This window comes from Vitreoscilla stercoraria DSM 513, assembly GCF_000382305.1.
In the GTDB taxonomy this organism is placed as follows: domain Bacteria; phylum Pseudomonadota; class Gammaproteobacteria; order Burkholderiales; family Neisseriaceae; genus Vitreoscilla; species Vitreoscilla stercoraria.
Map to the genome: position 1 here is coordinate 1 of NZ_KB908025.1, position 21,583 is coordinate 21,583.

Consider the following 21,583-nt stretch of genomic DNA (forward strand, 5'->3'; position numbering starts at 1 on the left):
ACAGACGGCTTTCTGATTTTAAAGTTTATGTTTGACGACCATAGCGAGTTGGTCCCACGCCTTCCCATCCCGAACAGGACCGTGAAACGACTTAGCGCCGATGATAGTGTGGATTACCCATGTGAAAGTAGGTCATCGTCAAATGCCCCATTTAAAGCCCTGATGCAAACGCATCAGGGCTTTATTCTATTTATTTTTTCAAATATTCATAATAAATAAAATATATATTGAAGATATTGAAGAGTTTTTTTAAATAACTGATTGTGCACCATGAAGAAAATATTACCTATAGGCTTTACTTTATTCGCACTGTTTTTTGGTGCGGGTAATTTAATTTTCCCTTTAAAATTGGGTTATGAAAGTGGTCCATATTTTTGGCCTGCATTGATTGGTTTTTTAATTACAGGGGTAGGTCTGCCTTTATTAGGTTTGATTGCAGGCTCTTTATCAGGTAAAAGTATTGCTGAAACCCTATCTGAAAGTGTTCATCCGTGGTTTTCTGTGGTGTTTATGGTTGCCATTTATTTGACCATCGGCCCATTGTTTGCCATTCCTCGTACAGCCACTACTTCGTATGAAATTGGTTTGGTTCCAAGCTTTGGTTCATCACCATTGGGTTTGTTTTTGTTTGCCTTAGGTTTTTTTGCAGTGGTTTTGGCATTGAGTTTGAATCGCTCGAAAATGGTCGATATTATTGGCAAATGGTTGACACCTGCTTTATTAATCACCATTGCAATATTGTGTGCCACTGCATATTTCCAGTTTGATCAGGCAGTGTCTGATTCTACGCCTATATTTGTTGAACAATCACCTTGGGGAGTAGGCTTTTTAGAGGGTTACTTGACCTTAGATGCAATTGCAGCGATTGCATTTGCCATGATTGCTTTGTCTGCAGTGAAGGCTGTGGGTATTCATGATAAAAAAGATGTAGTACGTTATTGTTCATTGGCTGCCATCATTGCAGGTGTTGCTTTGGCTGCGGTGTATTTGGCTTTGGGTTGGGCTGGCAATCATTACCCAATTGATGCGGCAACCATGTCCCAAATTGAAGCTGATGGTACGCATTTAGGTGTATATTTATTGGTGAATATTGCCTCAGCGACATTTGGTGTTTTTGGTCCTATTTTGGTTGCCGTTATCGTATTGTTGGCTTGTTTGACAACGGCAATTGGCTTAGTCATTGCTGTTGCTGATTACTTCCATACTCAGTTTCCTGCGGTCTCTTATAAAGCTTATGTGTGGATTTTTACCATCATCAGTTTTGTGTTGGCGAACCAAGGTTTGGCACAAGTCATCAGTTTGTCCATTCCCGTATTGTTGATTTTATATCCAATCGGTATGACAGTGATTGTATTGTTATTGTTGCATCCAGTATTGAATTCTAGTCGCTGTGTGTATCAAGTCACGGTTGCTACAGCGGTAGTGGTGAGTTTGGTGAGTCAATTTGCACCAAATGTGGTGGCATCTTGGCCTATGGCTTCTGCTTCACTGGCTTGGTTATTGCCTGTGGTGGTGGTCTTTGTATTAGCGCAATCATTGAGTAAACTGATGAAGAAGTAAGCATTTGGCTTGATTGTGAACTTTTAAAGCGTTCTGGTTTCTTACAGGACGCTTTTTTATTGTTAAAGGCGCGACTGATGACCATAAACAGGAGTACAAAAATGAACAAATGGGCTAAAGCTTATATTTTAGGTTTAAGTTGTATGTTAGCGCTGGGTGCTTGTAGCAATGTACAAACCAAGGCGATTGAAACCAATGTGACTCAAGCAGATTTGAATCCTTATGAGCGTTGGGTACTGAAAACAGGGACTTGGGTGACTCGCAGTTTGACCAATGTGGACGGCCGTATGTACAGTGGCAAAGAAGAGGCTGTTGCTCGTTTGGCAGGTGTGACTCGTTTTTATAATAATGGTACGTTTCGTATGGTGACGATGGATACGTCTTTGACGTATGAAGGCAATTGGTCGATTTCCGATGATGGTAAGATTTTGACCTTAGTCGGACTGGGCACAGAAGGTCGTCCAGGTTTTCGCATTCAGTCTGAATTGTTAACACTCAATGATGTCGAGTTCAGTTATCGTACTTATCCTGATGCTAATAAACCTCGGCAATATGTGGATGTAAAAATGGCGCCTGCAAGTATTGCAGAGACCCGTATTTTGACCAGACAATCTTCGGTTAATCCGAACAGTTTTTCATCTAGCGCTAATTAAATACCTATGTAAAAGCGTCCTGTAAGAAGTTTACAGGACGCTTTGTAATGCGCCTATTCTTGACCTAATAATTGCTCACGGGTCAATAAGAAGACAAAACCATCGCCGCCACTGGTTTCCATCCACATGAATGGCAATTCAGGGTAAGCGGCTTCTAAGACTTCGCGATTGTGTCCCATTTCTACCAATAATACCCCATGAGGATTCAGGTATTTAGCGGCCTGTAATAATATTTGGCGTGTGGCATCCAAGCCGTCTTCGCCAGAGCCCAAAGCCATTTCTGGCTCATGTAAATATTCTTCAGGCAAAGCTTCAACGCTTTCAGCATCCACATAAGGTGGATTTGAAATAATCAAATCATATGTTTTGTCGATGCCTTCAAATAAATCAGTGTGTATCAATTGCACGCGATCTTCTAAGCCATAACGTTCGATATTAATTGCCGCCACTTCTAAGGCATCTAAGCTTAAATCGACCGCATCGACTTGTGCAGCAGGGTAGTGATGTGCCATTTGAATGGCCAAACAGCCACTGCCAGTACACAAGTCCAAAGCATTGTGTACCAATTCAGGGAATTCAATCCAATGTGCTAACGGCTCACCTAATAATTCATATATGAATGAACGAGGTATCAGAACACGTTCGTCGACATAAAAATCAAACTCGCCTTGGAATGCTTCATTGGTCAAATAAGCCAAAGGCTTGCGTGTATCGATGCGTTCTTGCGCCAAATCTAAAATGGCTTGCTTTTCTTCAGGTAACAATTTGGCATCATAGAAGGTGTCCAAAGTATCCATCGGCAAATTCAAACTGTGTAAAACCAAGTAAGCTGCCTCATCAAAAGCATTGTCATTGCCATGGCCATAGAATAAATCAGCAGCATTGAAGCGGCTGATTAAAAAACGAAACACATCTCGTACTGTGTGTAAGTGCTCAGCAGCAGAAGAGTACATATTCATCAACTTGGTTAATTTTTAGAAGTTCGTATTATAGCTGATGACAAGCTGAGACTCTATCTGAGATTGTTATCATCTTATTTAAATAAATGCAATACCTTTTAGGTTCCAGAATTATGGTAATTTTTGTGTTATCTCAATGTTAATGACATGAAAATTAGGTATACTAAGGGCATAAAATTTGAATATCATCACAATCTATCATGTTGCCAAAGCAATGGGTTTTGTGAAAATAAGGGAAAAAAGCGCTCTAAGCAATTAGAGCGCTTTTTATTTATTAAAATTTGATTTTGATGCTTTTCAGAGCGCGTGTCATGCGTAAATGCTAACGCTGATGGCTTAGGCTCTATTATAATCTGAATGTCTTTTTTGATTTGAAAAGTGGTATCCATGCCAATTCCGACATTGACAGATTTGGGTGTTACCGACAAATGGCAGCAAAAGCTGGCCAAATTGCACATCCATAATGCATGGGATGCCATCTTGCACCTACCTTTGCGTTATGAAGATGAAACCAAAATTACAGCGATTGCTCACGCTAAAATCGGTGAGTCGGTGCAAGTAGAAGGGATTGTTTTACAGCAAGAAGTTCAATTTCGTCCTCGTAAGCAATTGTTGGTACACATTCAGGACGGTATGGGGGCGACTTTGTTTTTGCGCTTTCTTAACTTCTATCCCAGTCAGCAGCAGCAAATGGCCAAAGGACAACGCATTCGTGCATTGGGTGAAATCAAACACGGATTTTATGGCGATGAAATGATTCATCCTAAAATTCGTGCGGCAGAGGGGGCTGTTTTATCCGATACTTTAACGCCTGTTTATCCAACAGTCAGTGGCTTGACACAGCCGACTTTGCGTCGCTTTATACAAACGGCTTTGGAAAAAGTAGACTTGTCTGACACCTTACCTAAAGCCTTATTGCATCGTTTGAATTTACCTGATGTGGCTGCCAGTTTGCGTTTATTACATCAACCTCCATCCAGCATGAACAGTGCACAATTGCACAATGGTCATTTGCCTGCATGGCAACGTTTAAAATTTGACGAATTATTAGCACAACAATTGTCGATGAAGCTGGCTTATCAGCAGCGTTGCCAAGGTTCTGCCACACCTTTAATTGGTAATGGGCGTTATGCACCCATTTTGTTAGAGGCATTGCCGTTTGCGTTGACTGCGGCACAGCAACGTGTGGTGCAAGAAATTGGGCAAGATTTGCAGCAAACCTATCCTATGCACCGTTTGTTGCAGGGCGATGTGGGTAGCGGTAAAACGGTTGTGGCGGCATTAGCCGCGTTACATGCATTGGAAGCTGGGGCACAGGTCGCGATTATGGCTCCGACTGAAATTTTGGCGGAGCAACATTTTCAAAAATTCAAGCAATGGCTAGAGCCTATGGGTATTGAAGTGGGTTGGTTGGCGGGCAGTACGCGTAAAAAGGCCAAAGACCAAATCAAAACAAGTTTGGTTGATGGTTGTTTGCGCGTGGTGGTGGGAACGCATGCTTTGTTTCAGGACGATGTGGTTTTTGCGCAATTGGGTTTGGTGATTGTCGATGAGCAACACCGTTTTGGTGTAGGGCAGCGTTTGGCCTTGAAAAGTAAAGGTCAAGATGTGCATCAATTAATGATGTCTGCCACACCGATACCAAGAACTTTAGCCATGAGTTTTTTTGCAGATTTGGATGTGTCTATTATTGATGAATTGCCACCGAACCGAACACCCATCAAAACCAAATTGATTAATTCAGGGCGGCGTGCAGAAATTGAAGCTTTTGTTCGCCATACGATTAAGCAAGGGCATCAAGTATATTGGGTATGTCCTTTGATTGAGGAAAGTGAAACTTTACAGTTGCAAACTGCGGTAGACACGCATGTGCAGTTACAGGCCGCTTTTTCTGAATATGCCGTGGGTTTATTGCATGGTCGAATGAAAGCAGCAGACAAAGCCGCACAAATGGAAGTTTTCAAAGCCAATGAAATGCAGATTTTGGTGGCTACGACTGTCATTGAGGTGGGAGTCGATGTGCCAAACGCCAGTTTGATGGTGATAGAGCATGCTGAGCGTATGGGTTTGGCACAATTGCATCAGTTGCGTGGGCGTGTTGGGCGTGGACAAGCTGCTAGTGTCTGTGTGCTGATGTTTACTGAGCCTTTGAGCGATTTGGCTAAAGCCCGTTTGAAAGTGATGTATGAATATACCGATGGCTTTGAAATTGCCAGACAAGATTTGGCTATTCGTGGTCCTGGTGAGTTTTTAGGCGCCAAACAAAGCGGTGTGCCTTTACTAAGATTTACTAATTTAGAAGATGATTTGGAGTTATTAGAGCAAGCGAGAGATGTTGCACAATATTTAATTATGCATGATCAAAAAGTGGTTGAAACCCATTTAAATCGTTGGCTGGCCAGCCGTGAGGCATTTTTGGGTGTTTAGTAAAATTAATTTTATTCATATATCTGATATAAAAAAATAATTAAAATAAAGATGTGTTTTTATGCAGCAGCAATATTATTGTGACCTAAGTGATTCATAGCGACCATAAATGCATTTAAAAATATGATGCGCTCATCCGCTTCTAGTAACATAATCAGTTCTAAGCAATATTTTTTATTACCTTCATTTAAGCGTTTGATTTGTTTATAAATAATCTCTTGTAAGCTGAGTTCAGCTTGTTTACCTTGAATTAATTGTAAGTGGTTCATGACATTATCCTCTAAGAGCTTTGGTATTGAGTGATTCTTTTGTTTGTATAGAGCAAAAGCCATGCCAAATTTTTTTATAATGGTTTTTTGATTTGAATCAAGATGTATAAATTCATTTGTGATAAATGATAAATGATTTTTAAGATTTAGAGTGAATATTTTGATATTGATTTAACAAAGGATAAACTACTGTTTAAGTGGCAATCATTGATGCATAAACCACACATTGATCAATAATTTTGTTTCGTATGGAAGAGACAGAATATTGTAGGCTCGACTCGGATATAATCGAAATCTTTGCTTGAAATAAAGGTTTTGAATTCATGGTGATTTCGCGTCGCGGTGTGGTGGCGGTGTTGACGGCCAATGTGTTGTTTGGTGTGATTTATTTATATGGTTCATTCATGCAACCTATGCTTGGAACCGATGTTTTTGCGTGGCGTATGGTGTCGATGTTAGTGGCATTAACAGCATTGATGTTTATGCTGAAAGCTTGGCCAGAAGCTAAGGCGTTTATTGTACGCATGAATGAAAAACCAGTGCAGTGGTTGTTGTTTTTACTGTCAACCGCAGTGGTGGCTGTGAATTTTTGGATATTTATGTGGGGACCTGTCAACGGCTACGGTATTGATGTAGCCTTAGGTTATTTTTTGTTACCATTGACGACTATTTTGATGGCTTTGATGGTGTTTGGTGAGAAATTAAACACTTGGCAAAAATGGGCGATTACATTTGCTGCGATGGGCGTAGGACATGAGTTGTGGGTGGCACAATCTTTGTCTTGGGTCGCGATGTTGTGTTGTTTGTCTTATCCTTTTTATTATGGTATTCGTCGGCATTTGGCAGTGCCTGCATTGGTGGGTTTGTGGTTGGATTTGGTGTTGATTGCACCAGTGGCCATGGTGTATTTGCTGGTATATTCGGATAGCTTTACTTTGTTGGCGGCACAATGGAAATTTATTCCTTTGATTGTCAGCTTGGGCATTATCAGTGCTTTGGCAATGTTTGGCTTGTTGTATGCCATGCGTGCATTGCCCATCACTTTGTTCAGCATGCTGACTTATGGTGAGCCTATTTTGCTATTTGTATTGGCCATCTTATTTATGGGTGCACCATTGACAATCGATGCGATGATGACTTATGGCATGATTTGGTTGGGTTTGTCTTTGATGATGTGGGACAGTTATTTGCAAATGCGCAAATCTACTGGCACAGAAACATTGAAAACCGATGAAGAAGATGATGATTCAGTCGTTGTGGGTTCTAATTGATTATCGAATACAGAAAATAATGGCGGTCTGAAAGCTGCCATTATTTTTTGATGGCAGCTGCAAAAGGTAAAATCCAGATACCTGAAGAGACTAAAGCCATTGTGCCTAAATAGCCACCAGGCAAAGGCAAATAATGGTAAGACAAAGCAAATAAAATGGTATAAATGAGCCAGATGATGTTCACGCTGCGCATATTGACCCATTTGTTATTATTCATGCCACAAAAACTACTGCCTAACCAGAATGCTTGCCAAGTGGTATCGAGTAATTGCCATGAGTTAGGTAATAAAGATGCGATAGCAATAGCACTTAATGTGGCACCCGCTGATGCTGCAACGGGCACGATTTGGTGGCGGTGAATGGCATAGTAACAGCCCAAATTGGCCAAAAATCCCAATAAAGCGATGCTTAAATAAGGTATAAGCATGAGTGTAATCCGATTAATAGACAACAAGTCATAAAAGCTTGCGTACCCAAACGCCCACCCAAACCGACCAAGTAGTGGTTGCTCAACAAGTAAATGCTGCTTGCCAGCATGGCTGCAATGATTAAAATATATGGTTCTTGTAAAGAGACATCCAGCGCGATGAAAGCACCGATATAAGCACAATCTAAAAACAATAAGCGGCTGATTGGGATAAAATTTAACAGTGATATTGGAATGATAAACCAAATCAATGCATTGAGAACGACGCAAGTAATGATATTGAGAGAAGTCAATAAGTGTAATTGGCGTGTGGACAAGCAAGCTATATAAATCAGTAAAGACAAAAGTCCAAATAGCCGCAACGATTGGACACGAGATAAATTAGATATCATGTAAATAAGTATAGCACGCCATAAGGCGTGCCAGTGGTTAAAATGCTTATGATTGAATAGATGAAGTCGTTTTTTGTCCTTGCACAATGTGCATGCCCGCACTGACCAAAGAGCCAATATCCGCCACGTTAGACGGCATGATCAATGTGGTGGATTCTTGAGCTAATTTACCAAATTGTTCCACATATTGTTCTGCAACTTTCAAATTCACCGCCTCCATACCACCGGGTTGACGTACTGCTTCGGCAATCAAATTGATGGATTTGGCTGTGGCTTCAGCGACCAATAACAATGCGTGTGCTTCACCTTCTGCTCGGTTAATTTGGGCGACTTTGTCGCCGTTAGATTCATTGACTGAAGCTTGGGCATCGCCTTCTGATTTTTTGATTTCAGCTTGACGTTGACCGTCTGCCAAGTTGATTTGTTCGATTTTACGACCTTCAGATTCGGCAATGCGTGCACGTTTTTCACGTTCGGCAGTAATTTGCTGCTGCATCGAGCGCAAAATTTCTTGCGGTGGCACCAAATCTTTGATTTCGTAACGCAAGACTTTCACGCCCCAAGACACAGCAGCTTCATCTAAAGCTGCCACCACAATACGATTAATGTCATCACGCTCTTCAAAAGTTTTGTCCAATTCCATACGACCAATCACAGAGCGCAGCGTGGTTTGTGCCAATTGGGTAATGGCTAAAATGTAGTTGCTGCTGCCATAAGATGCCAATTCAGGATCGGTCACTTGAAAATACAGGACGCCATCTACCGTTAATTGGGTGTTGTCACGTGTGATACACACTTGGCTAGGCACATCTAATGGAATTTCTTTCAAAGAATGGCGATACGCCAATTTGTCCATGACTGGTATTAAAAAGCGCAGACCAGGTTCTAAAACGGTATGAAATTGTCCCCAACGCTCGACCACAAATGCTTCTTGTTGTTGCACGACTTTGAAACTTTTGAGACCTAAAAAAACCACGACAGCCGCAATAATCAATAGAAAAATAGAGAAATCCATGTGCAACACTCCTTATGATGTAGAAGAGGGATAGAGGGTGATTGGATGATATTGGTATACAGACTTTATCATGGTGTTTGATGAACAGATTCGATGAGTTGAATGTATAACAGATTGCCTTGGCGAGTATAAATATAAGCTGTTTGATTGGCTTCCGCCTCGCCTTCATTTAATTGTGCTTGCCAAGTGGTACCTCGGTATTTGACTTGATAAATTTGGTGATGCAAATGTTTTTCTATGATGACAGTTTGACCGATGTCCAAAGGTAAGTTAACGGCTTTGGTGCGTTGAGAGCGGTTTTTTTGAAAGCGGCGTGCCAAAGGAATGCCTAGCAAACACAAAACGGCAAACAAACTTAAATTAACGCTCAATGGTGTGCCAAACAGCCATTCGGTCAATCCTACACTGGCCAAAGCGGCAGCGACAACCAAGAGATAAAATGTTCCTATCATGACTTCTAACACAATCAAGACCACTGCTGCGATGAGCCAATACATGATTTCTCCTTTGTGATGGAAGTGACTTTATTTGAGTAGATTGTCGCATAAAATGAGCGATATGCGTTGATTTTCTCAATATCTTAATATTTTTTTTGCATAAACAAGCGTCCTGTAAATAGTTACAGGACGCTTGTTAGACCATATGGTTTTTATTGTGCTGCAGAAGCTGTTGATGCTGCTACTGGCGCAGCAGGGCCGCTGCCTGAAGCGCCATTGTTGGCAATATTCCATTCCACTGGATATTTATAACCTGCAAATTTGACCAAAGCGTATTTTTTGAACTCTTCAGATTTATAAGCATTCACAACATCTTGTGCCCATTTGCTGTCTTTATCTGCGGTACGGAATGCACCCCAGTTGACATAAGCATAGCTTGGCTCTTGGTACAAAGCTTCGGTCAATTTCATGCCGCTAGACATGGCATAGTTACCATTGACAATTGCAAAATCAACGTCTTGGCGTGAGCGTGGCAAGTTGGCCGCTTCCATTTCTACCAAATTGATTTTTTTGATGTTTTCAGCGATATCAGCTTTAGAAGCTTTTAAAGGATCAACATTGTCTTTCAATTTAATCCAGCCCAACTCGTTCAACATCACCAATGCGCGCGCAAAATTAGATGGGTCGTTAGGCACGGAAACAGTCGAACCTTCTTTGACATCGTTCAAAGAAGCCACTTTGCCTGGATACAAACCTAAAGGTGCGGTTGGCACTTGGAAACCTGTAACCAAATCCAATTTGTGTTCTGCAATGAAACTGTCAAAATAAGGTTTGTGTTGGAACACATTGACGTCTACCGCACCTTCAGCCAAAGCTTGGTTAGGAGTCACGTAGTCAGTGAATTCGGTTAAAGTGACTGTATAGCCTTCTTTTTCCAAAATCGGTTTGATGGACTCTTTCACCATATCACCAAAGTCGCCTACGGTCGTACCAATTTTGATGTCTTTTTTCTCAGTATCCACGCTCACAGAGCTGGCTGCGCCAGAAGCGGCAGCAGGTGCAGCTGGAGCGGCTTTTTCACCACCACAAGCGGCCAAAGCCAAAGTGATTAAAGCAGCGCTTACAGTCCAAGTTGTTTTCAAGCTCAACATCTTTTATTTCTCCTAAGTCACGTTTTAACGTTTGTTCAATGCTTTAGATAAACTGTTGCCAGCGGTTTGAATCACCACTACCAAGAATGTCAATAAAATCAATACTGCATACATCACTTCTGGCATGTAACGTTGGTGGCCATAGCGTATGCCCAAGTCACCAATACCACCACCACCAATCAAACCCGATGCAGCGCTTTCGCCCAATACGGCAATGATTAAAATGGTGACGCTTAAAACCAAACCTGAGCGGGCTTCATTCAGCAACACTTTGGTTACGATTTGGCGTGGTGGTGTGCCCATTGCTTCTGCCGCTTCAATCACACCGCGCGGTACTTCATTCAAATTTTGTTCTACCAGTCGCGCAAAATAGAAAATGGCGGCAAGACTTAAGGCCACGGAGGCGGCAAAAGGACCAAACGAAGTGCCGACAATGGCACGAGTCACTGGCATCAACGCAATCATTAAAATCACAAATGGGAAAGCACGCATAAAACTGATGATCCAGTTTAAGCTTTCATTTAAAAGGCGATTTTGAAATAATTGTCTGTCACCTGTTAAATACAACCACACACCCAAAGCACCACCTAAAATAATGCCAATACTAGAGGCGATGCTGACCATAATGGCCGTTTCTGTCATGGCTTTGATGAATTCTTCTCGCAAAGCCCACACGCTGTCCCAACCTGAACCCATAATCAATCCTCCCGTACCAATTCTTGACCCACAGGCGATTGTGGATACAATTGGTTGTTTTCCACATTCACCACTTCCACCAAATGACCATTGTCCAATAAGGCAACACGGTTACAAATACGGCGAATCACGCTCATTTCATGAGTCACGATAACGATGGTAACGTTAAAGCGTTGGTTGATGTCTTGTAGACACTCCAATACGCTGCGTGTGGTAATCGGGTCTAAAGCAGAAGTGGGTTCGTCTGCCAAAATGACGTGCGGACGAGGTGCCAAAGCGCGGGCAATGCCCACACGTTGTTTTTGACCACCTGATAATTGCGATGGGTATTTGTCTGAGTGTTCAGACAAGCCGACAATATTCAAACATTCTTGCACGCGTACATCGATGTCAGCTTTGCTCCAACCGGCTATTTCCAGAGGAAACGCGATGTTGTCGGCAATGCTGCGATTGGACAATAAATTGAATTGTTGAAACACCATGCCAATATTTTGACGGGCTTGGCGTAGGCCTGAAGCACTTAAAGCGGTTAAGTCGTGTTCATCAATGAGCACACGACCATTATCAGGACGCTCAAGCAAGTTGATGAGGCGCAATAAGGTGGATTTACCTGCACCAGAATAACCCATCAGGCCAAAAATTTCGCCTTGTTCAATGGTTAATGACAAAGGATGCACAGCATCGAACCAAGATTTATCACGGCGTTGAAACCGTTTGCTAACTTGGTCTAGAACTATCATGTTGACTCCAAAAATATAGCCCGTTGGGTAAGCAACGGGCTAAAGCAATTGAATTTGCGACACAAATTCAGTCGCTTTAGCAGTTTTAACGCCCGCAAGCTGAATTCAAATCGGCGTTTTAAAAAATTAGACCGATATTAAACAATGGTTAAGGTGTCTTCGTCAATTACCAATTTGTTCTAAGGGATACAATCAATGGTTATATCTTTAATGATATTCTTTAAGCATATCAGCAAAAAATAGCGTTTTAATCTGCAAATTTGGGTTTTAATACAGCGCTGATAGGAAGGTGATCAGACAAACCACTCCAAGGTTCTCCATCATGCACCACGGCTTTGACTACTTCTAAATGGCGCACATACAAACGGTCTAAACTCAAAACAGGCAGTTTGGCAGGGAAGGTTTTAGCCAAATGACCACAATGGCTGACATAGGCTTCGGTTAAACCCAAATGGTGGGCAATGAGGTGGTCGGATTTGAATTTCCAATCATTGAAATCCCCGCCTAAAATCAATGGCCAAGATGGGTCTATGGTATTTAAAACATAATCGGCAATGGCTTGGTATTGCTTGATGCGGTCGTGTTCCAATAAATTCAAATGTGCACACAAAACCACCAGCGGTTTGCTCCAATTGGGCGGATAAATTTCACAATGCAAAACGCCACGGTGTTCGAGGCGGTTAACGCTGATATTGACATTGTGTTTGGGGTCTAGAGGAAAGCGGCTTAAAACAGCATTGCCATGATGGCGATTGGGGTGGATGGCATTTTTGCCATAACTGCTGTTGAGCGATAAAAATTCACCAAAAAATTCATGTTGCGATTGATCGGGAAAATCATTGAATTGTAAAGTGCGTTGCAAATGTTGCCCTTGTACTTCTTGCAACAATAAAATATCTGGATTCAATTGCTTTAAGGCCGCTGCAATACCATTGACTTTGGCATAACGGTTCAAAGGCGACATGCCTTTGTGTATGTTGTAAGTGGTGACGGTGAAAGTATCGCTCATAGCTTGCCTATTGAGAATGGTAAATACTGCTGTGCGTTCGCGCTGAAAATATAAAACATGGCATTGATTGGCATCATCACGTTGGTTTGATATGAAAGCGTCCTGTAAACATTTTACAGGACGCTTTGGATTATTGTGACACCTTATTTTTGCCTTGTTGGATTAATGCGGCAATGGCTTGTTGGTTAGAAGGCGAATAAGCCATGCTTAAAGCTGTGTCGGCATCGACCCATTGGTAGGCGCTGTGTTCGCGTGGGGCAATGGTGATGGTGGCGTTTGGAGCGATATTGACTGAAAAAACATGTTCGGTATTGGTGCGGACATTGGGTGCATAACGATACCAATATTCAGGGTAAATATCATAATCATAGCTTAAATGCCAATCGTCTATGTCCGATGCACTTAAACAGACACCTGTTTCTTCGCACAATTCTCGTACTGCTGTTTGCAGCGGGGTTTCATCCGTTTCCAAGCTGCCGGTAACCGATTGCCAAAATAAAGGATTGTCGCTGCGTTGCAATAATAAAAATTGTTGGTATTGATGGTGGATGACCACCAATACCGATACAGGCCGCTTGAAGGGTTTTGGGGTGGGATTCATTTATTCTTTCGGTGCCTCAGGTTTTTGTTGGATGGCGGCAGGCTCATTGGAAATGGCACTTTCTTTAGAAGTGGGAATAGACACTTTTTGCATCAATTCCAATTCATGTTCATTGTCTTTGACAATGCGTACTTCGCGTTGAGGATAAGGAAATTGAATATTAGCGGCATGAAATTGTTGCCAAACATCCAATAAAATATTGGAATTTAATGCGCCAAAACCATTTTCAGGGTCTTTTACCCAAAAGCCGACATTTAAATTAATGCCGTTTTCTCCAAAATTCACCACAGTGGCCGATGCCTCACCTTCGACACGCTCTTGTTTTTCGACAGCATGTTTTAAAATATTCAAAGCTTCGACCACATTGGTGTCGTAAGTGACTTGAATCGGAATCGAGCGCCACAAAGATTTGCCACTGAAAGATTCGTTAATCACCATGCTGGCGATGAAATTCTCATTAGGCACCAAGGCTTCCGCACCATCGGAATTTTTCACAACAGTATAGCGGGTGGTGATGCGTGTGACATAGCCTGTGAAGTTGTTGACATTGATACGATCGCCCACACGCACCGAACGGTCAAATAAAACAATAAAACCAGATACATAATTACTAGCGACTTTTTGTAAACCAAAGCCCAAGCCTACACCCAACGCACCACCAAATACGGACAAAATGGTTAAATCAATGCCGACCAAAGGCAGGGCAATTAAAAACGACAACACAATTAAAAAGGCTTTGGCAATATTGGACAATGCAATGCGCAAACTCATGTCCATACGCGTGAAGCCCATCAAGCGGTTTTCCAATATTTTGGCCAACCACATCGCCAAAACCATGATGATGGCGAGCCATAAAAGACCATTGAATATATTAAATAAACTCAAGCTGTTTTCGCCCACGCTGAGTTTGATGCTTTGCGTCCAATTGATGGCCACTTCGGTGATGCCTGTAATCCACATCAGGAACAATACCCAAACGGTGGATGAAAAAATGGTTTCGTAGCGTGGACCAAAAAATTTTAAGGGTAAGGTAAAGTGCAATATCGCCGCAATCAGACGAATCATCCCCATCCAAGCTGCCGCGATGATGATAAGACCAAACCACAATAATTGATGGTTAAAATATTCACCGACTTTGAGAACGATGGAGGCGGTCATGCCTAACAATAACGGCCATGCAAGTCGATTGGCCAAATGTCGGAAAAAACTGATTTTAACGGGACCTGCTTGCCCTACATTGGCATCGTTAAGGTGTTTTTTTTGTGCGCGGTCGATTAAAAAATAACCTAGAAACATCAAAGCAGCTGCACACAGAAATTCAATCCAGCCGTGAGTGGAACTCAAGCTGCGCTCAATCAATTGACTGGTCCAATCTCTTCTGGCGATAGAAGAGGTGAATAAATCAAAAATACCCCATTCGCTGATTTGTCGGGTGATTTCACCGAGTTGTTCGGGAATATTTTCAATATTTTCTTGTAAAGTAGGAGGGGTATTGGGTTCAGCCATGTGTAGAATGCCTTTGAGATACGGTAAAACTGGGTCAAAACCAACTAGGAGAGGGCAAAGCCATCGCTGTTGGGAAATGAAACATACATCATTTTAGCAGTGTTTAACCAGGTTCTGTTTGAGGAGCTAGCCAATTAACACAGGCTTACAGGACGCTTTGATAATCAGGTTTGGACAAAGTTCGAGACAAATTGGGTATCAAATAGGGCGAATAGGTCAATTTTATGTGTTCAAGTCTTGTGTTAATTGAGAAGGGGCGCTATAATTTTCGGCTTTACTAACCTTGCCCGCTGCTGAAACGCATGGAAGCGGGATTAAATAGCCACAAGGAGTTAACATGCGTCATTACGAAATCGTGTTTATCGTTCATCTAGATCAAAGCGAACAAGTACCTGCGATGGTTGAGCGTTACAAAAACATGGTGACTGAAGCCTCTGGCGTCATTCACCGTTTGGAAGACTGGGGTCGTCGTCAATTGGCTTACCCAATCGACAAAATCCACAAAGCTCACTACGTTTTGATGAACATCGAAGCGACTCCAGCTGTTGTAGAAGAAATCGAAACTGCTTTCCGTTTCAACGATGCTGTATTGCGTCATTTGACCATCAAAACCAAACACGCTGTGACTGAAGCATCTCCAATGATGAAAGAAGAAAAAGCGAAGAATTTGTTGGACACTTCAGCTAAAACTGAATCTGAGTCTTCTGAAGCGTAAGTGTTCAATCAGCTGACGCTCAGTGCCGAAGTGGGTGAGGCTGCTGATATTCGATATACCCCTGCGGGTATACCGATTTTGATGATGAAGTTAACGCATCAATCCCAGCAGCAAGAAATGGACATCTTAAGACAAGTGACTTGTGAAATAGATGCCAAAATCACCGGCGACATGGCATTGAAATGGCAAAATTCAGTTGGTCAAGTTGTTGAAGTTCAAGGTTTCTTGGCCAAACGCAGTTTGAAAAACAACCAATTGGTTTTGCACATACAACATATTGAAATGAAAAAAGGTTAACGACAATGGCTCGTAATACATTCAAACGTAAAAAATTCTGCCGTTTCTCGGCTGAAGGCATCAAAGAAGTAGATTACAAAGCAGTAGATATCTTGAAAGATTTTGTTGCTGAAAATGGCAAAATCATTCCAGCTCGTATCACTGGTACTAAAGCTAACTACCAACGTCAGTTGTCAACTGCTGTGAAACGTGCTCGTTTCTTGGCTTTGTTGGCTTACACTGATCAACATAAATAAGAATAAAAAGGAATTTAAACATGCAAATTATTCTTCTTGAAAAAGTTGGTAACTTAGGTGGTTTGGGCGATGTAGTAACTGTTAAAAACGGTTATGCTCGTAACTTTTTGATTCCTACTGGTAAAGCTCGTCGTGCTAATGCAGCTAACTTGGCTGAATTTGAAGCTCGTCGCGCTGAATTGGAAGCAAAACAAGCTGAAATCTTGGCTGCTGCTCAAACTGCTCAAGCTCAAATCGACGGTAAAGAATTCACCGTTGAGCAAAAAGCAGGTGTTGATGGCCGTTTGTTCGGTTCAGTAACCAATGCTGACATCGCTGAAGCGATTACTGCTGCTGGTGTTGAAGTGGCTCGTTCAACTGTACGTTTGCCAAACGGCCCATTAAAAGCGGTTGGTGAGTACGAAGTTGAAGTGGCTTTGCACCATGATGCTGTTGCAACTGTAAAAATCATCGTAGCGCCTTTGGCTGCGTAATTTTATTGTTGTGAATTCAAGGCTGCCTGATGATTCAGGCAGCCTTGTTGTTTGTTTGGCGGGCAGATTTTGGTACACTGTCTGACAAGAATGTCTGAAGGTTAATCCGATGAAAAAAATTGCAATTTTAGTCTCTTTGTTGGCCTTGGCTGCTTGTGCGCCAAGAGCAGTCGAAACCACGCAAAGTGGTTCAACTGTCAAACCAGCCCCTCAAATAAACCAACAGCCTGAAATTTTTTCAACGGTGACGTATCCCGCAGGCACTTCATTTTTAAGCCGTCCTGATGTACAGCGTTATATTGACCGCAAAGTCGCATCAGGTCAGTTTTCTCGTGAAGAAATGGAAGCATTTTTCGCCAATGTAGAAAACAAACCCAATATTATCAGTATCATGGATAAGCCAGGTACTTCGCGCCCATGGTATGAGTTTCGTAAAAACAATGTCGCTGGCAATCGCATTTCTGGCGGCGTCAAATATTGGAATGCCAACGAATATGCAGTCACGCAGGCCAGCCGTGTATATGGTGTAGCGCCTGAAATATTGGTGGCGATTGTCGGTATTGAAACCAACTATGCCAGCAATATGGGCTCGTTCCGCACAGCTGATGCCTTGGTGACGTTGGCGTTTAATTATCCACGTCGTGCAGAATTTTTCCGCAAAGAGTTGGATGAATTTTTATTGATGGCGCATGAAGAGCGCCGCGATATGTTCACCTTTAAAGGCAGTTATGCAGGCGCAATGGGTGTGCCGCAATTTATGCCGTCTAGTTTCCGAAAATGGGCAATCGATGCCGATCATGATGGTCAGCGTGATATTTGGAATAACCAGCAAGATGTGATGGCATCTGTCGCTAATTACATGAAACAACATGGTTGGAAAACGGGTGGTAAGATTTCTGTACCCGTAACTTTCCAAATGACCGAAGCCTTGCAAGCCAAATTGGATGAAAACACTCAGTTAACTCACACTGTTGGTGATTTTAAGCGTTTGGGCATGTCTGTTCAGGACGCTTCTGTGTCTGATAATGAAAAAGCGTTTTTATACCGTTTGGAAGTGGCACCGGGTCAATACGATTATTATTTGGGTTTGAACAATTTTTATACCATTTGGCAGTATAACCACAGCCGTTTGTATGTTTCAGCAGTGAAAGAAATTGCTGAAACTGTGGCTCGGAGTCGTTAATCGGTGGCTTATCAAGTTTTAGCCCGTAAGTGGCGTCCGAAAAAATTTGCCGATTTGGTGGGTCAAGAGCATGTGGTCGGGGCTTTGCGCAATGCTTTGGCGCAAGGTCGTTTGCATCATGCTTATTTGCTCACGGGTACGCGCGGTGTGGGCAAGACCACTATCGCTCGTATTTTGGCAAAAAGTCTGAATTGTGAACATCCCAATCAAGGTGAGCCTTGTGGCGAATGTGCGCAATGCGTGCAAATTGATACAGGTCGCCATGTCGATGTGGTCGAAATCGATGCGGCTTCCAATACTGGTATCGACAATATCCGTGAAGTTTTGGAAAACGCCCAATATGCGCCAAGCATGGGACGTTACAAAGTATATATTATTGACGAAGTACACATGTTGTCTAAGTCGGCTTTCAATGCGATGTTGAAGACTTTGGAAGAGCCGCCTGAGCATGTTAAATTCATTTTAGCGACTACCGATCCGCAAAAAGTACCCGTAACGGTATTGAGCCGCTGCTTGCAATTTGTGCTGCGCAATATGACGCCGCAACAAGTGTTGAGCCATTTGCAATATGTTTTAGAGCACGAACATATTGCCTATCAAGGCGATGCTTTGAATTTGTTGTCGCGCGCTGCCAATGGTTCTATGCGTGATGCTTTGAGTTTATTAGACCAAGCGATTGCCTTGGGCAGTGGCCAAGTGCAAGAAGCGACTGTGCGCCAAATGTTGGGTGCGGTTGATCGCCAATTTGTTTATGCTTTATTGGAAGTATTGGCACAAGGCAATGCACAAGCGTTAACACAGCAAGTGCAAGCCATTTTGCAAGAGGGTGCAGGTTTTGCACAAGTATTGCAAGAAATGGCCTTGGTGTTACAGCAAGTGGCGATGGTGCAATTGTTGCCTAGCAGTGTGAATGAGTTACAGGACGCTGTGGCGTTGCAATATTTGGCGCAGCAAATGAGTCCTGAGCAAGTACAATTGTTTTACCAATGCACCATTCATGGTAAAAAAGATTTGCCTTTGGCGCCAGACGAACAAGCAGGCGTGATGATGACGATGTTGCGCATGTTGGCGCTGCGTCCGTTGGGCATGAATGATGTTAAAACCACGCAACAAGTGGTTGTGCCTAATCAGACCGCCGTTCAGATTGAAGCTGCTGTGCCTGTGAGTCGTGAAGCTACTGTGCCTGAGGTGGTAGCGGAAGTTGAGCCTGTAGCGTTTGTGACACCTGCAACTCCTGTCCATGCGGTATCTGTGGTTGAGGCAAAAGCGCCTAGCCCAGAAACTGCAACGATGCCAACATCTTTACAGGCCGCTTTAGAGCCTGATATGGATGAAGTCAACAGCATGTTGAGCGATAGCCATGAGGACAGACCGTGGGAAGACATGTCGTGGCATGAGACGCAAATAGAGTCTGTGCAGGCAGCTGATACACCGCCTTGGGAGGATGAGCGTCCTGTAAAAAAGTCTGAAACAGTAGAAATGGTTGAAGTTGTGGCCACTACACCTGTATTGGCTTTAAATGCAGACAATTGGCCCCATATCGTTCAACATATCGCTCCGCAATTAAGTGTTGCGCGTATGTTGGCACAACATGCCGCTTTTATTGGCTTTGATGACAGCAGTGCCCAATTGCAATTGCAAATTGCCCAAGGTGGTAAATTGATAGAAGAGCGTCCTTATATTGCCAAATTGGCGGAGGTATTGAGCGCTTATTGTGGGCGTGCGATTCATGTGGTGTTGCAAGATTGGCAAGACACAGCGGAAACGCCGCATGCCATGGCATTGCGGCAAGAACAAGAAGCTATTGCACAGGGTTTGGCGATTTTGGCACAAGATGCGACAGCACAACAATTAAGTACTTTGTTTGAGGGCAATTGGTTGCCTGAGAGCGTTCATTTGAAATCGTCATCTCATTAACAGATGACTTGAAGGAGTTAGAGTATGTTTGGTAAAGCAGGTATCGCTGGTTTGATGAAGCAAGCGCAGCAAATGCAAGACAAGATGAAACAAGCCCAAGCTGAATTGGGCAATGTGGAAGTAGAAGGCGAAGCGGGCGCTGGTTTGGTGAAAGTGACCATGACTTGCCATTATGGTGTGAAGCGTTTGAACATTGACCCATCTTTGTTGAGCGATGCGGCTGATGACAAAGAAATGTTGGAAGATTTGATTGCTGCTGCTGTGAACGATGCGGTGCGCAAAGCGGAAGCGACCACACAAGAACGCATGTCTAAATATACCCAAGGTTTGAATTTGCCTGCGGGTATGGGTGATTTCTTTAAGTAAGCATTATGGCCCAACAGGACGCGTTTTCACGTTTGATTGAAGCGTTGAAAGTTCTGCCCAATGTCGGCCCTAAGACAGCACAGCGCATGGCGTACCAATTGTTGCAAAACAATCGGGACGGTGCGCTGTTCTTGCAACAGGCTTTGGCAGATGCTTTGAGCGCCGTACAACATTGTCGCTGGTGCAATACTTTGTGCGAGGGAGAGGTGTGCGCTTTGTGTAGCGACACCCATAGACGCAGCGATGTCTTGATGATTGTGCATCATCCTGTGGATGTGGCAAGCATGGAGGCGGCACATTGTCACGATGGTCTGTATTTTGTGTTGATGGGCATGGTCAATCCAACGCAAGGCATGGATTTGAAAAACATTGCCATAGCCCCATTGGTAGAGCGTTTGAAACACAGCCACATTAATGAAATCATCATTGCGACCAATTTTACCGCTGAAGGCGATGCGACCGCTTATGTCTTGCATCAATTGTTGAAGGATTTGCCATATAAAATCACTCGTTTGGCACGAGGCATGCCTTTGGGTGGTGAATTAGAGTATGTGGATGCAGGGACTTTGGCGCAAGCTGTGTATGAGCGGCGCCATTTAAATCAAGACAATTAATGTCTATACAATACGCGTGAGGCGATTGAAAGCGTCCTGTAATCTTTACAGGACGCTTTGTTATGTGACGATATCAGTCTTGTTGCGTCCACACCAAACGGTTCAAATCATAACCTGATTGTTGCGCAAAGTTGAGGTATTTTTGTTTGACTGAATCAGGCATGGTTTTTTCACGCGATAACAGCCACATATAGTCATTGTTTTCGCCAAAAATCAGCGCATAGCGGTAATCGGGATCCAATTGAACCACATTGTATTCTGAATAAAATGGACCAAAGAAAGACACTTTCAAAGCGCCATTGTTTGCATTGCCATTGGATTTGGCTTTGCCAATACTTTGCTTGCGTTCCAAAGTGGTGATGTCGCTACCTTGATTATCGACTTGAATTCTGCCATCGTTTTGTAAAGTGTAATCTGCGGTAACATTTTTAAGATTTTTTTGCCATTTGAAGTCAAACCGAGCCACTTCATACCATTTGCCCATATAACGCTGGACATCAAAATCCTCTACGGCCAAGGTTTTGAAATCTGTTTTTTGCGTGTTGGTTTGTGTGGATTGGCAAGCACTTAATCCAATGAAAGCCACTGTTGCAATGAGAATGAAAGTAGGAAGTTTCATGGTGACACCTTTATCGTCTGTGATATAGATGGAGTGTGCGAGCGTGAAAT

At 42.9% G+C, this 21,583-nt stretch carries 25 protein-coding genes and 1 rRNA gene; 13 read left to right on the forward strand and 13 right to left on the reverse strand.

Translation table 11 applies throughout. The features are described 5' to 3' along the window. Positions 1-30 precede the first annotated feature (30 nt). The 3 genes from rrf to H150_RS14765 all read left to right on the forward strand — a co-directional run bounded on the left by rrf (position 31) and on the right by H150_RS14765 (position 2,213). A 5S ribosomal RNA gene (rrf, locus tag H150_RS0107030) occupies positions 31-144 on the forward strand. Between the two features lie 126 nt (positions 145-270). Continuing rightward, positions 271-1,560, forward strand: a complete 1,290-nt coding sequence (gene brnQ / locus H150_RS0107035) for a branched-chain amino acid transport system II carrier protein (protein ID WP_019958347.1) — start codon at positions 271-273, stop codon at positions 1,558-1,560. A gap of 101 nt (positions 1,561-1,661) precedes the next feature. Next, a complete protein-coding gene (locus H150_RS14765; RefSeq protein ID WP_019958348.1) occupies positions 1,662-2,213 on the forward strand; it encodes a DUF4822 domain-containing protein in 552 nt (183 codons plus the stop codon). A 53-nt stretch (positions 2,214-2,266) separates the two neighbouring features. Here H150_RS14765 and prmB read toward each other — a convergent pair whose 3' ends face one another. After that, positions 2,267-3,172, reverse strand: coding sequence for a 50S ribosomal protein L3 N(5)-glutamine methyltransferase (gene prmB, locus H150_RS0107045; RefSeq protein ID WP_425316044.1), 906 nt, complete (start codon positions 3,170-3,172; stop codon positions 2,267-2,269). 188 nt (positions 3,173-3,360) lie between these two features. Continuing rightward, positions 3,361-3,561: a hypothetical protein gene (locus tag H150_RS0107050; protein WP_019958350.1), complete on the reverse strand. Its 201-nt coding sequence runs from the start codon at positions 3,559-3,561 to the stop codon at positions 3,361-3,363. On the opposite strand from H150_RS0107050, the gene recG reads away from it, so the two are divergent. Beyond that, positions 3,560-5,599, forward strand: a complete 2,040-nt coding sequence (recG, locus tag H150_RS0107055; RefSeq protein ID WP_019958351.1) for an ATP-dependent DNA helicase RecG — start codon at positions 3,560-3,562, stop codon at positions 5,597-5,599. The two genes, H150_RS0107050 and recG, sit on opposite strands and share 2 nt — an antisense overlap. 59 nt (positions 5,600-5,658) lie before the next feature. Here recG and H150_RS0107060 read toward each other — a convergent pair whose 3' ends face one another. Next, a complete protein-coding gene (locus tag H150_RS0107060; protein WP_019958352.1) occupies positions 5,659-5,868 on the reverse strand; it encodes a hypothetical protein in 210 nt (69 codons plus the stop codon). 323 nt (positions 5,869-6,191) lie between these two features. On the opposite strand from H150_RS0107060, the gene rarD reads away from it, so the two are divergent. Beyond that, positions 6,192-7,139 (forward strand): EamA family transporter RarD, encoded by a 948-nt coding sequence (rarD, locus tag H150_RS13945; RefSeq protein WP_019958353.1) that lies wholly within the window; start codon positions 6,192-6,194, stop codon positions 7,137-7,139. Between the two features lie 40 nt (positions 7,140-7,179). On the opposite strand, the gene H150_RS0107070 is transcribed toward rarD, so the two are convergent. The 9 genes from H150_RS0107070 to H150_RS13960 all read right to left on the reverse strand — a co-directional run bounded on the left by H150_RS0107070 (position 7,180) and on the right by H150_RS13960 (position 15,113). Next, positions 7,180-7,566, reverse strand: a complete 387-nt coding sequence (locus H150_RS0107070; RefSeq protein ID WP_019958354.1) for a hypothetical protein — start codon at positions 7,564-7,566, stop codon at positions 7,180-7,182. Positions 7,567-8,004: 438 nt separating this feature from the next. Further along, positions 8,005-8,973 (reverse strand): SPFH domain-containing protein, encoded by a 969-nt coding sequence (locus H150_RS0107080; protein ID WP_019958356.1) that lies wholly within the window; start codon positions 8,971-8,973, stop codon positions 8,005-8,007. A 68-nt stretch (positions 8,974-9,041) separates the two neighbouring features. Further along, positions 9,042-9,470 (reverse strand): NfeD family protein, encoded by a 429-nt coding sequence (locus tag H150_RS0107085; protein WP_019958357.1) that lies wholly within the window; start codon positions 9,468-9,470, stop codon positions 9,042-9,044. A gap of 152 nt (positions 9,471-9,622) precedes the next feature. Further along, a complete protein-coding gene (locus H150_RS0107090) occupies positions 9,623-10,561 on the reverse strand; it encodes a MetQ/NlpA family ABC transporter substrate-binding protein (protein ID WP_019958358.1) in 939 nt (312 codons plus the stop codon). 24 nt (positions 10,562-10,585) lie between these two features. Next, entirely contained in the window at positions 10,586-11,257 is a 672-nt protein-coding gene (locus tag H150_RS0107095; RefSeq protein ID WP_019958359.1) for a methionine ABC transporter permease, read from the reverse strand. A 2-nt stretch (positions 11,258-11,259) separates the two neighbouring features. Beyond that, positions 11,260-11,997 carry a methionine ABC transporter ATP-binding protein gene (locus H150_RS13955; protein ID WP_019958360.1) on the reverse strand — a complete coding sequence of 246 codons (738 nt, stop codon included), beginning with the start codon at positions 11,995-11,997 and terminating at the stop codon, positions 11,260-11,262. Positions 11,998-12,244: 247 nt separating this feature from the next. After that, complete coding sequence (locus H150_RS0107105) at positions 12,245-13,006, reverse strand: endonuclease/exonuclease/phosphatase family protein (protein WP_019958361.1); 762 nt, start codon at positions 13,004-13,006, stop codon at positions 12,245-12,247. Positions 13,007-13,136: 130 nt separating this feature from the next. Next, entirely contained in the window at positions 13,137-13,607 is a 471-nt protein-coding gene (nudB, locus tag H150_RS0107110) for a dihydroneopterin triphosphate diphosphatase (RefSeq protein WP_019958362.1), read from the reverse strand. Further along, positions 13,608-15,113: a mechanosensitive ion channel family protein gene (locus H150_RS13960; RefSeq protein WP_019958363.1), complete on the reverse strand. Its 1,506-nt coding sequence runs from the start codon at positions 15,111-15,113 to the stop codon at positions 13,608-13,610. A 337-nt stretch (positions 15,114-15,450) separates the two neighbouring features. On the opposite strand from H150_RS13960, the gene rpsF reads away from it, so the two are divergent. The 8 genes from rpsF to recR all read left to right on the forward strand — a co-directional run bounded on the left by rpsF (position 15,451) and on the right by recR (position 20,914). Next, entirely contained in the window at positions 15,451-15,828 is a 378-nt protein-coding gene (gene rpsF / locus H150_RS0107120) for a 30S ribosomal protein S6 (RefSeq protein WP_019958364.1), read from the forward strand. After that, a complete protein-coding gene (gene priB / locus H150_RS0107125; protein WP_019958365.1) occupies positions 15,829-16,125 on the forward strand; it encodes a primosomal replication protein N in 297 nt (98 codons plus the stop codon). It begins immediately after the preceding gene. A 5-nt stretch (positions 16,126-16,130) separates the two neighbouring features. After that, on the forward strand, positions 16,131-16,361 hold the full coding sequence (rpsR, locus tag H150_RS0107130; protein WP_019958366.1) for a 30S ribosomal protein S18: 231 nt from the start codon (positions 16,131-16,133) through the stop codon (positions 16,359-16,361). A gap of 20 nt (positions 16,362-16,381) precedes the next feature. Beyond that, entirely contained in the window at positions 16,382-16,834 is a 453-nt protein-coding gene (rplI, locus tag H150_RS0107135) for a 50S ribosomal protein L9 (RefSeq protein ID WP_019958367.1), read from the forward strand. A gap of 109 nt (positions 16,835-16,943) precedes the next feature. After that, positions 16,944-18,017 carry a lytic murein transglycosylase B gene (mltB, locus tag H150_RS0107140; protein WP_019958368.1) on the forward strand — a complete coding sequence of 358 codons (1,074 nt, stop codon included), beginning with the start codon at positions 16,944-16,946 and terminating at the stop codon, positions 18,015-18,017. 3 nt (positions 18,018-18,020) lie between these two features. Then, the gene (gene dnaX, locus H150_RS0107145; protein WP_019958369.1) at positions 18,021-19,934 is read left to right on the forward strand and encodes a DNA polymerase III subunit gamma/tau; all 1,914 of its coding nucleotides are present in this window, start codon (positions 18,021-18,023) and stop codon (positions 19,932-19,934) included. A gap of 24 nt (positions 19,935-19,958) precedes the next feature. Beyond that, positions 19,959-20,300 carry a YbaB/EbfC family nucleoid-associated protein gene (locus H150_RS0107150; RefSeq protein WP_019958370.1) on the forward strand — a complete coding sequence of 114 codons (342 nt, stop codon included), beginning with the start codon at positions 19,959-19,961 and terminating at the stop codon, positions 20,298-20,300. A gap of 2 nt (positions 20,301-20,302) precedes the next feature. After that, on the forward strand, positions 20,303-20,914 hold the full coding sequence (gene recR / locus H150_RS0107155; protein WP_425316053.1) for a recombination mediator RecR: 612 nt from the start codon (positions 20,303-20,305) through the stop codon (positions 20,912-20,914). A 73-nt stretch (positions 20,915-20,987) separates the two neighbouring features. On the opposite strand, the gene H150_RS0107160 is transcribed toward recR, so the two are convergent. Beyond that, positions 20,988-21,533 (reverse strand): lipocalin family protein, encoded by a 546-nt coding sequence (locus H150_RS0107160; protein WP_019958372.1) that lies wholly within the window; start codon positions 21,531-21,533, stop codon positions 20,988-20,990. Positions 21,534-21,583 lie beyond the last annotated feature (50 nt).

Excerpts from the sequence above, each read along its gene's own strand:
- brnQ (WP_019958347.1), top strand. The coding sequence starts at position 271 with ATGAAGAAAATATTACCTATAGGCTTTACTTTATTCGCACTGTTTTTT.
- H150_RS14765 (WP_019958348.1), top strand. The coding sequence starts at position 1,662 with ATGAACAAATGGGCTAAAGCTTATATTTTAGGTTTAAGTTGTATGTTA.
- prmB (WP_425316044.1), bottom strand. The coding sequence starts at position 3,172 with ATGAATATGTACTCTTCTGCTGCTGAGCACTTACACACAGTACGAGAT.
- recG (WP_019958351.1), top strand. The coding sequence starts at position 3,560 with ATGCCAATTCCGACATTGACAGATTTGGGTGTTACCGACAAATGGCAG.
- H150_RS0107050 (WP_019958350.1), bottom strand. The coding sequence starts at position 3,561 with ATGGATACCACTTTTCAAATCAAAAAAGACATTCAGATTATAATAGAG.
- H150_RS0107060 (WP_019958352.1), bottom strand. The coding sequence starts at position 5,868 with ATGAACCACTTACAATTAATTCAAGGTAAACAAGCTGAACTCAGCTTA.
- rarD (WP_019958353.1), top strand. The coding sequence starts at position 6,192 with ATGGTGATTTCGCGTCGCGGTGTGGTGGCGGTGTTGACGGCCAATGTG.
- H150_RS0107070 (WP_019958354.1), bottom strand. The coding sequence starts at position 7,566 with ATGCTTATACCTTATTTAAGCATCGCTTTATTGGGATTTTTGGCCAAT.
- H150_RS0107080 (WP_019958356.1), bottom strand. The coding sequence starts at position 8,973 with ATGGATTTCTCTATTTTTCTATTGATTATTGCGGCTGTCGTGGTTTTT.
- H150_RS0107085 (WP_019958357.1), bottom strand. The coding sequence starts at position 9,470 with ATGTATTGGCTCATCGCAGCAGTGGTCTTGATTGTGTTAGAAGTCATG.
- H150_RS0107090 (WP_019958358.1), bottom strand. The coding sequence starts at position 10,561 with ATGTTGAGCTTGAAAACAACTTGGACTGTAAGCGCTGCTTTAATCACT.
- H150_RS0107095 (WP_019958359.1), bottom strand. The coding sequence starts at position 11,257 with ATGGGTTCAGGTTGGGACAGCGTGTGGGCTTTGCGAGAAGAATTCATC.
- H150_RS13955 (WP_019958360.1), bottom strand. The coding sequence starts at position 11,997 with ATGATAGTTCTAGACCAAGTTAGCAAACGGTTTCAACGCCGTGATAAA.
- H150_RS0107105 (WP_019958361.1), bottom strand. The coding sequence starts at position 13,006 with ATGAGCGATACTTTCACCGTCACCACTTACAACATACACAAAGGCATG.
- nudB (WP_019958362.1), bottom strand. The coding sequence starts at position 13,607 with ATGAATCCCACCCCAAAACCCTTCAAGCGGCCTGTATCGGTATTGGTG.
- H150_RS13960 (WP_019958363.1), bottom strand. The coding sequence starts at position 15,113 with ATGGCTGAACCCAATACCCCTCCTACTTTACAAGAAAATATTGAAAAT.
- rpsF (WP_019958364.1), top strand. The coding sequence starts at position 15,451 with ATGCGTCATTACGAAATCGTGTTTATCGTTCATCTAGATCAAAGCGAA.
- rpsR (WP_019958366.1), top strand. The coding sequence starts at position 16,131 with ATGGCTCGTAATACATTCAAACGTAAAAAATTCTGCCGTTTCTCGGCT.
- rplI (WP_019958367.1), top strand. The coding sequence starts at position 16,382 with ATGCAAATTATTCTTCTTGAAAAAGTTGGTAACTTAGGTGGTTTGGGC.
- mltB (WP_019958368.1), top strand. The coding sequence starts at position 16,944 with ATGAAAAAAATTGCAATTTTAGTCTCTTTGTTGGCCTTGGCTGCTTGT.
- H150_RS0107150 (WP_019958370.1), top strand. The coding sequence starts at position 19,959 with ATGTTTGGTAAAGCAGGTATCGCTGGTTTGATGAAGCAAGCGCAGCAA.
- H150_RS0107160 (WP_019958372.1), bottom strand. The coding sequence starts at position 21,533 with ATGAAACTTCCTACTTTCATTCTCATTGCAACAGTGGCTTTCATTGGA.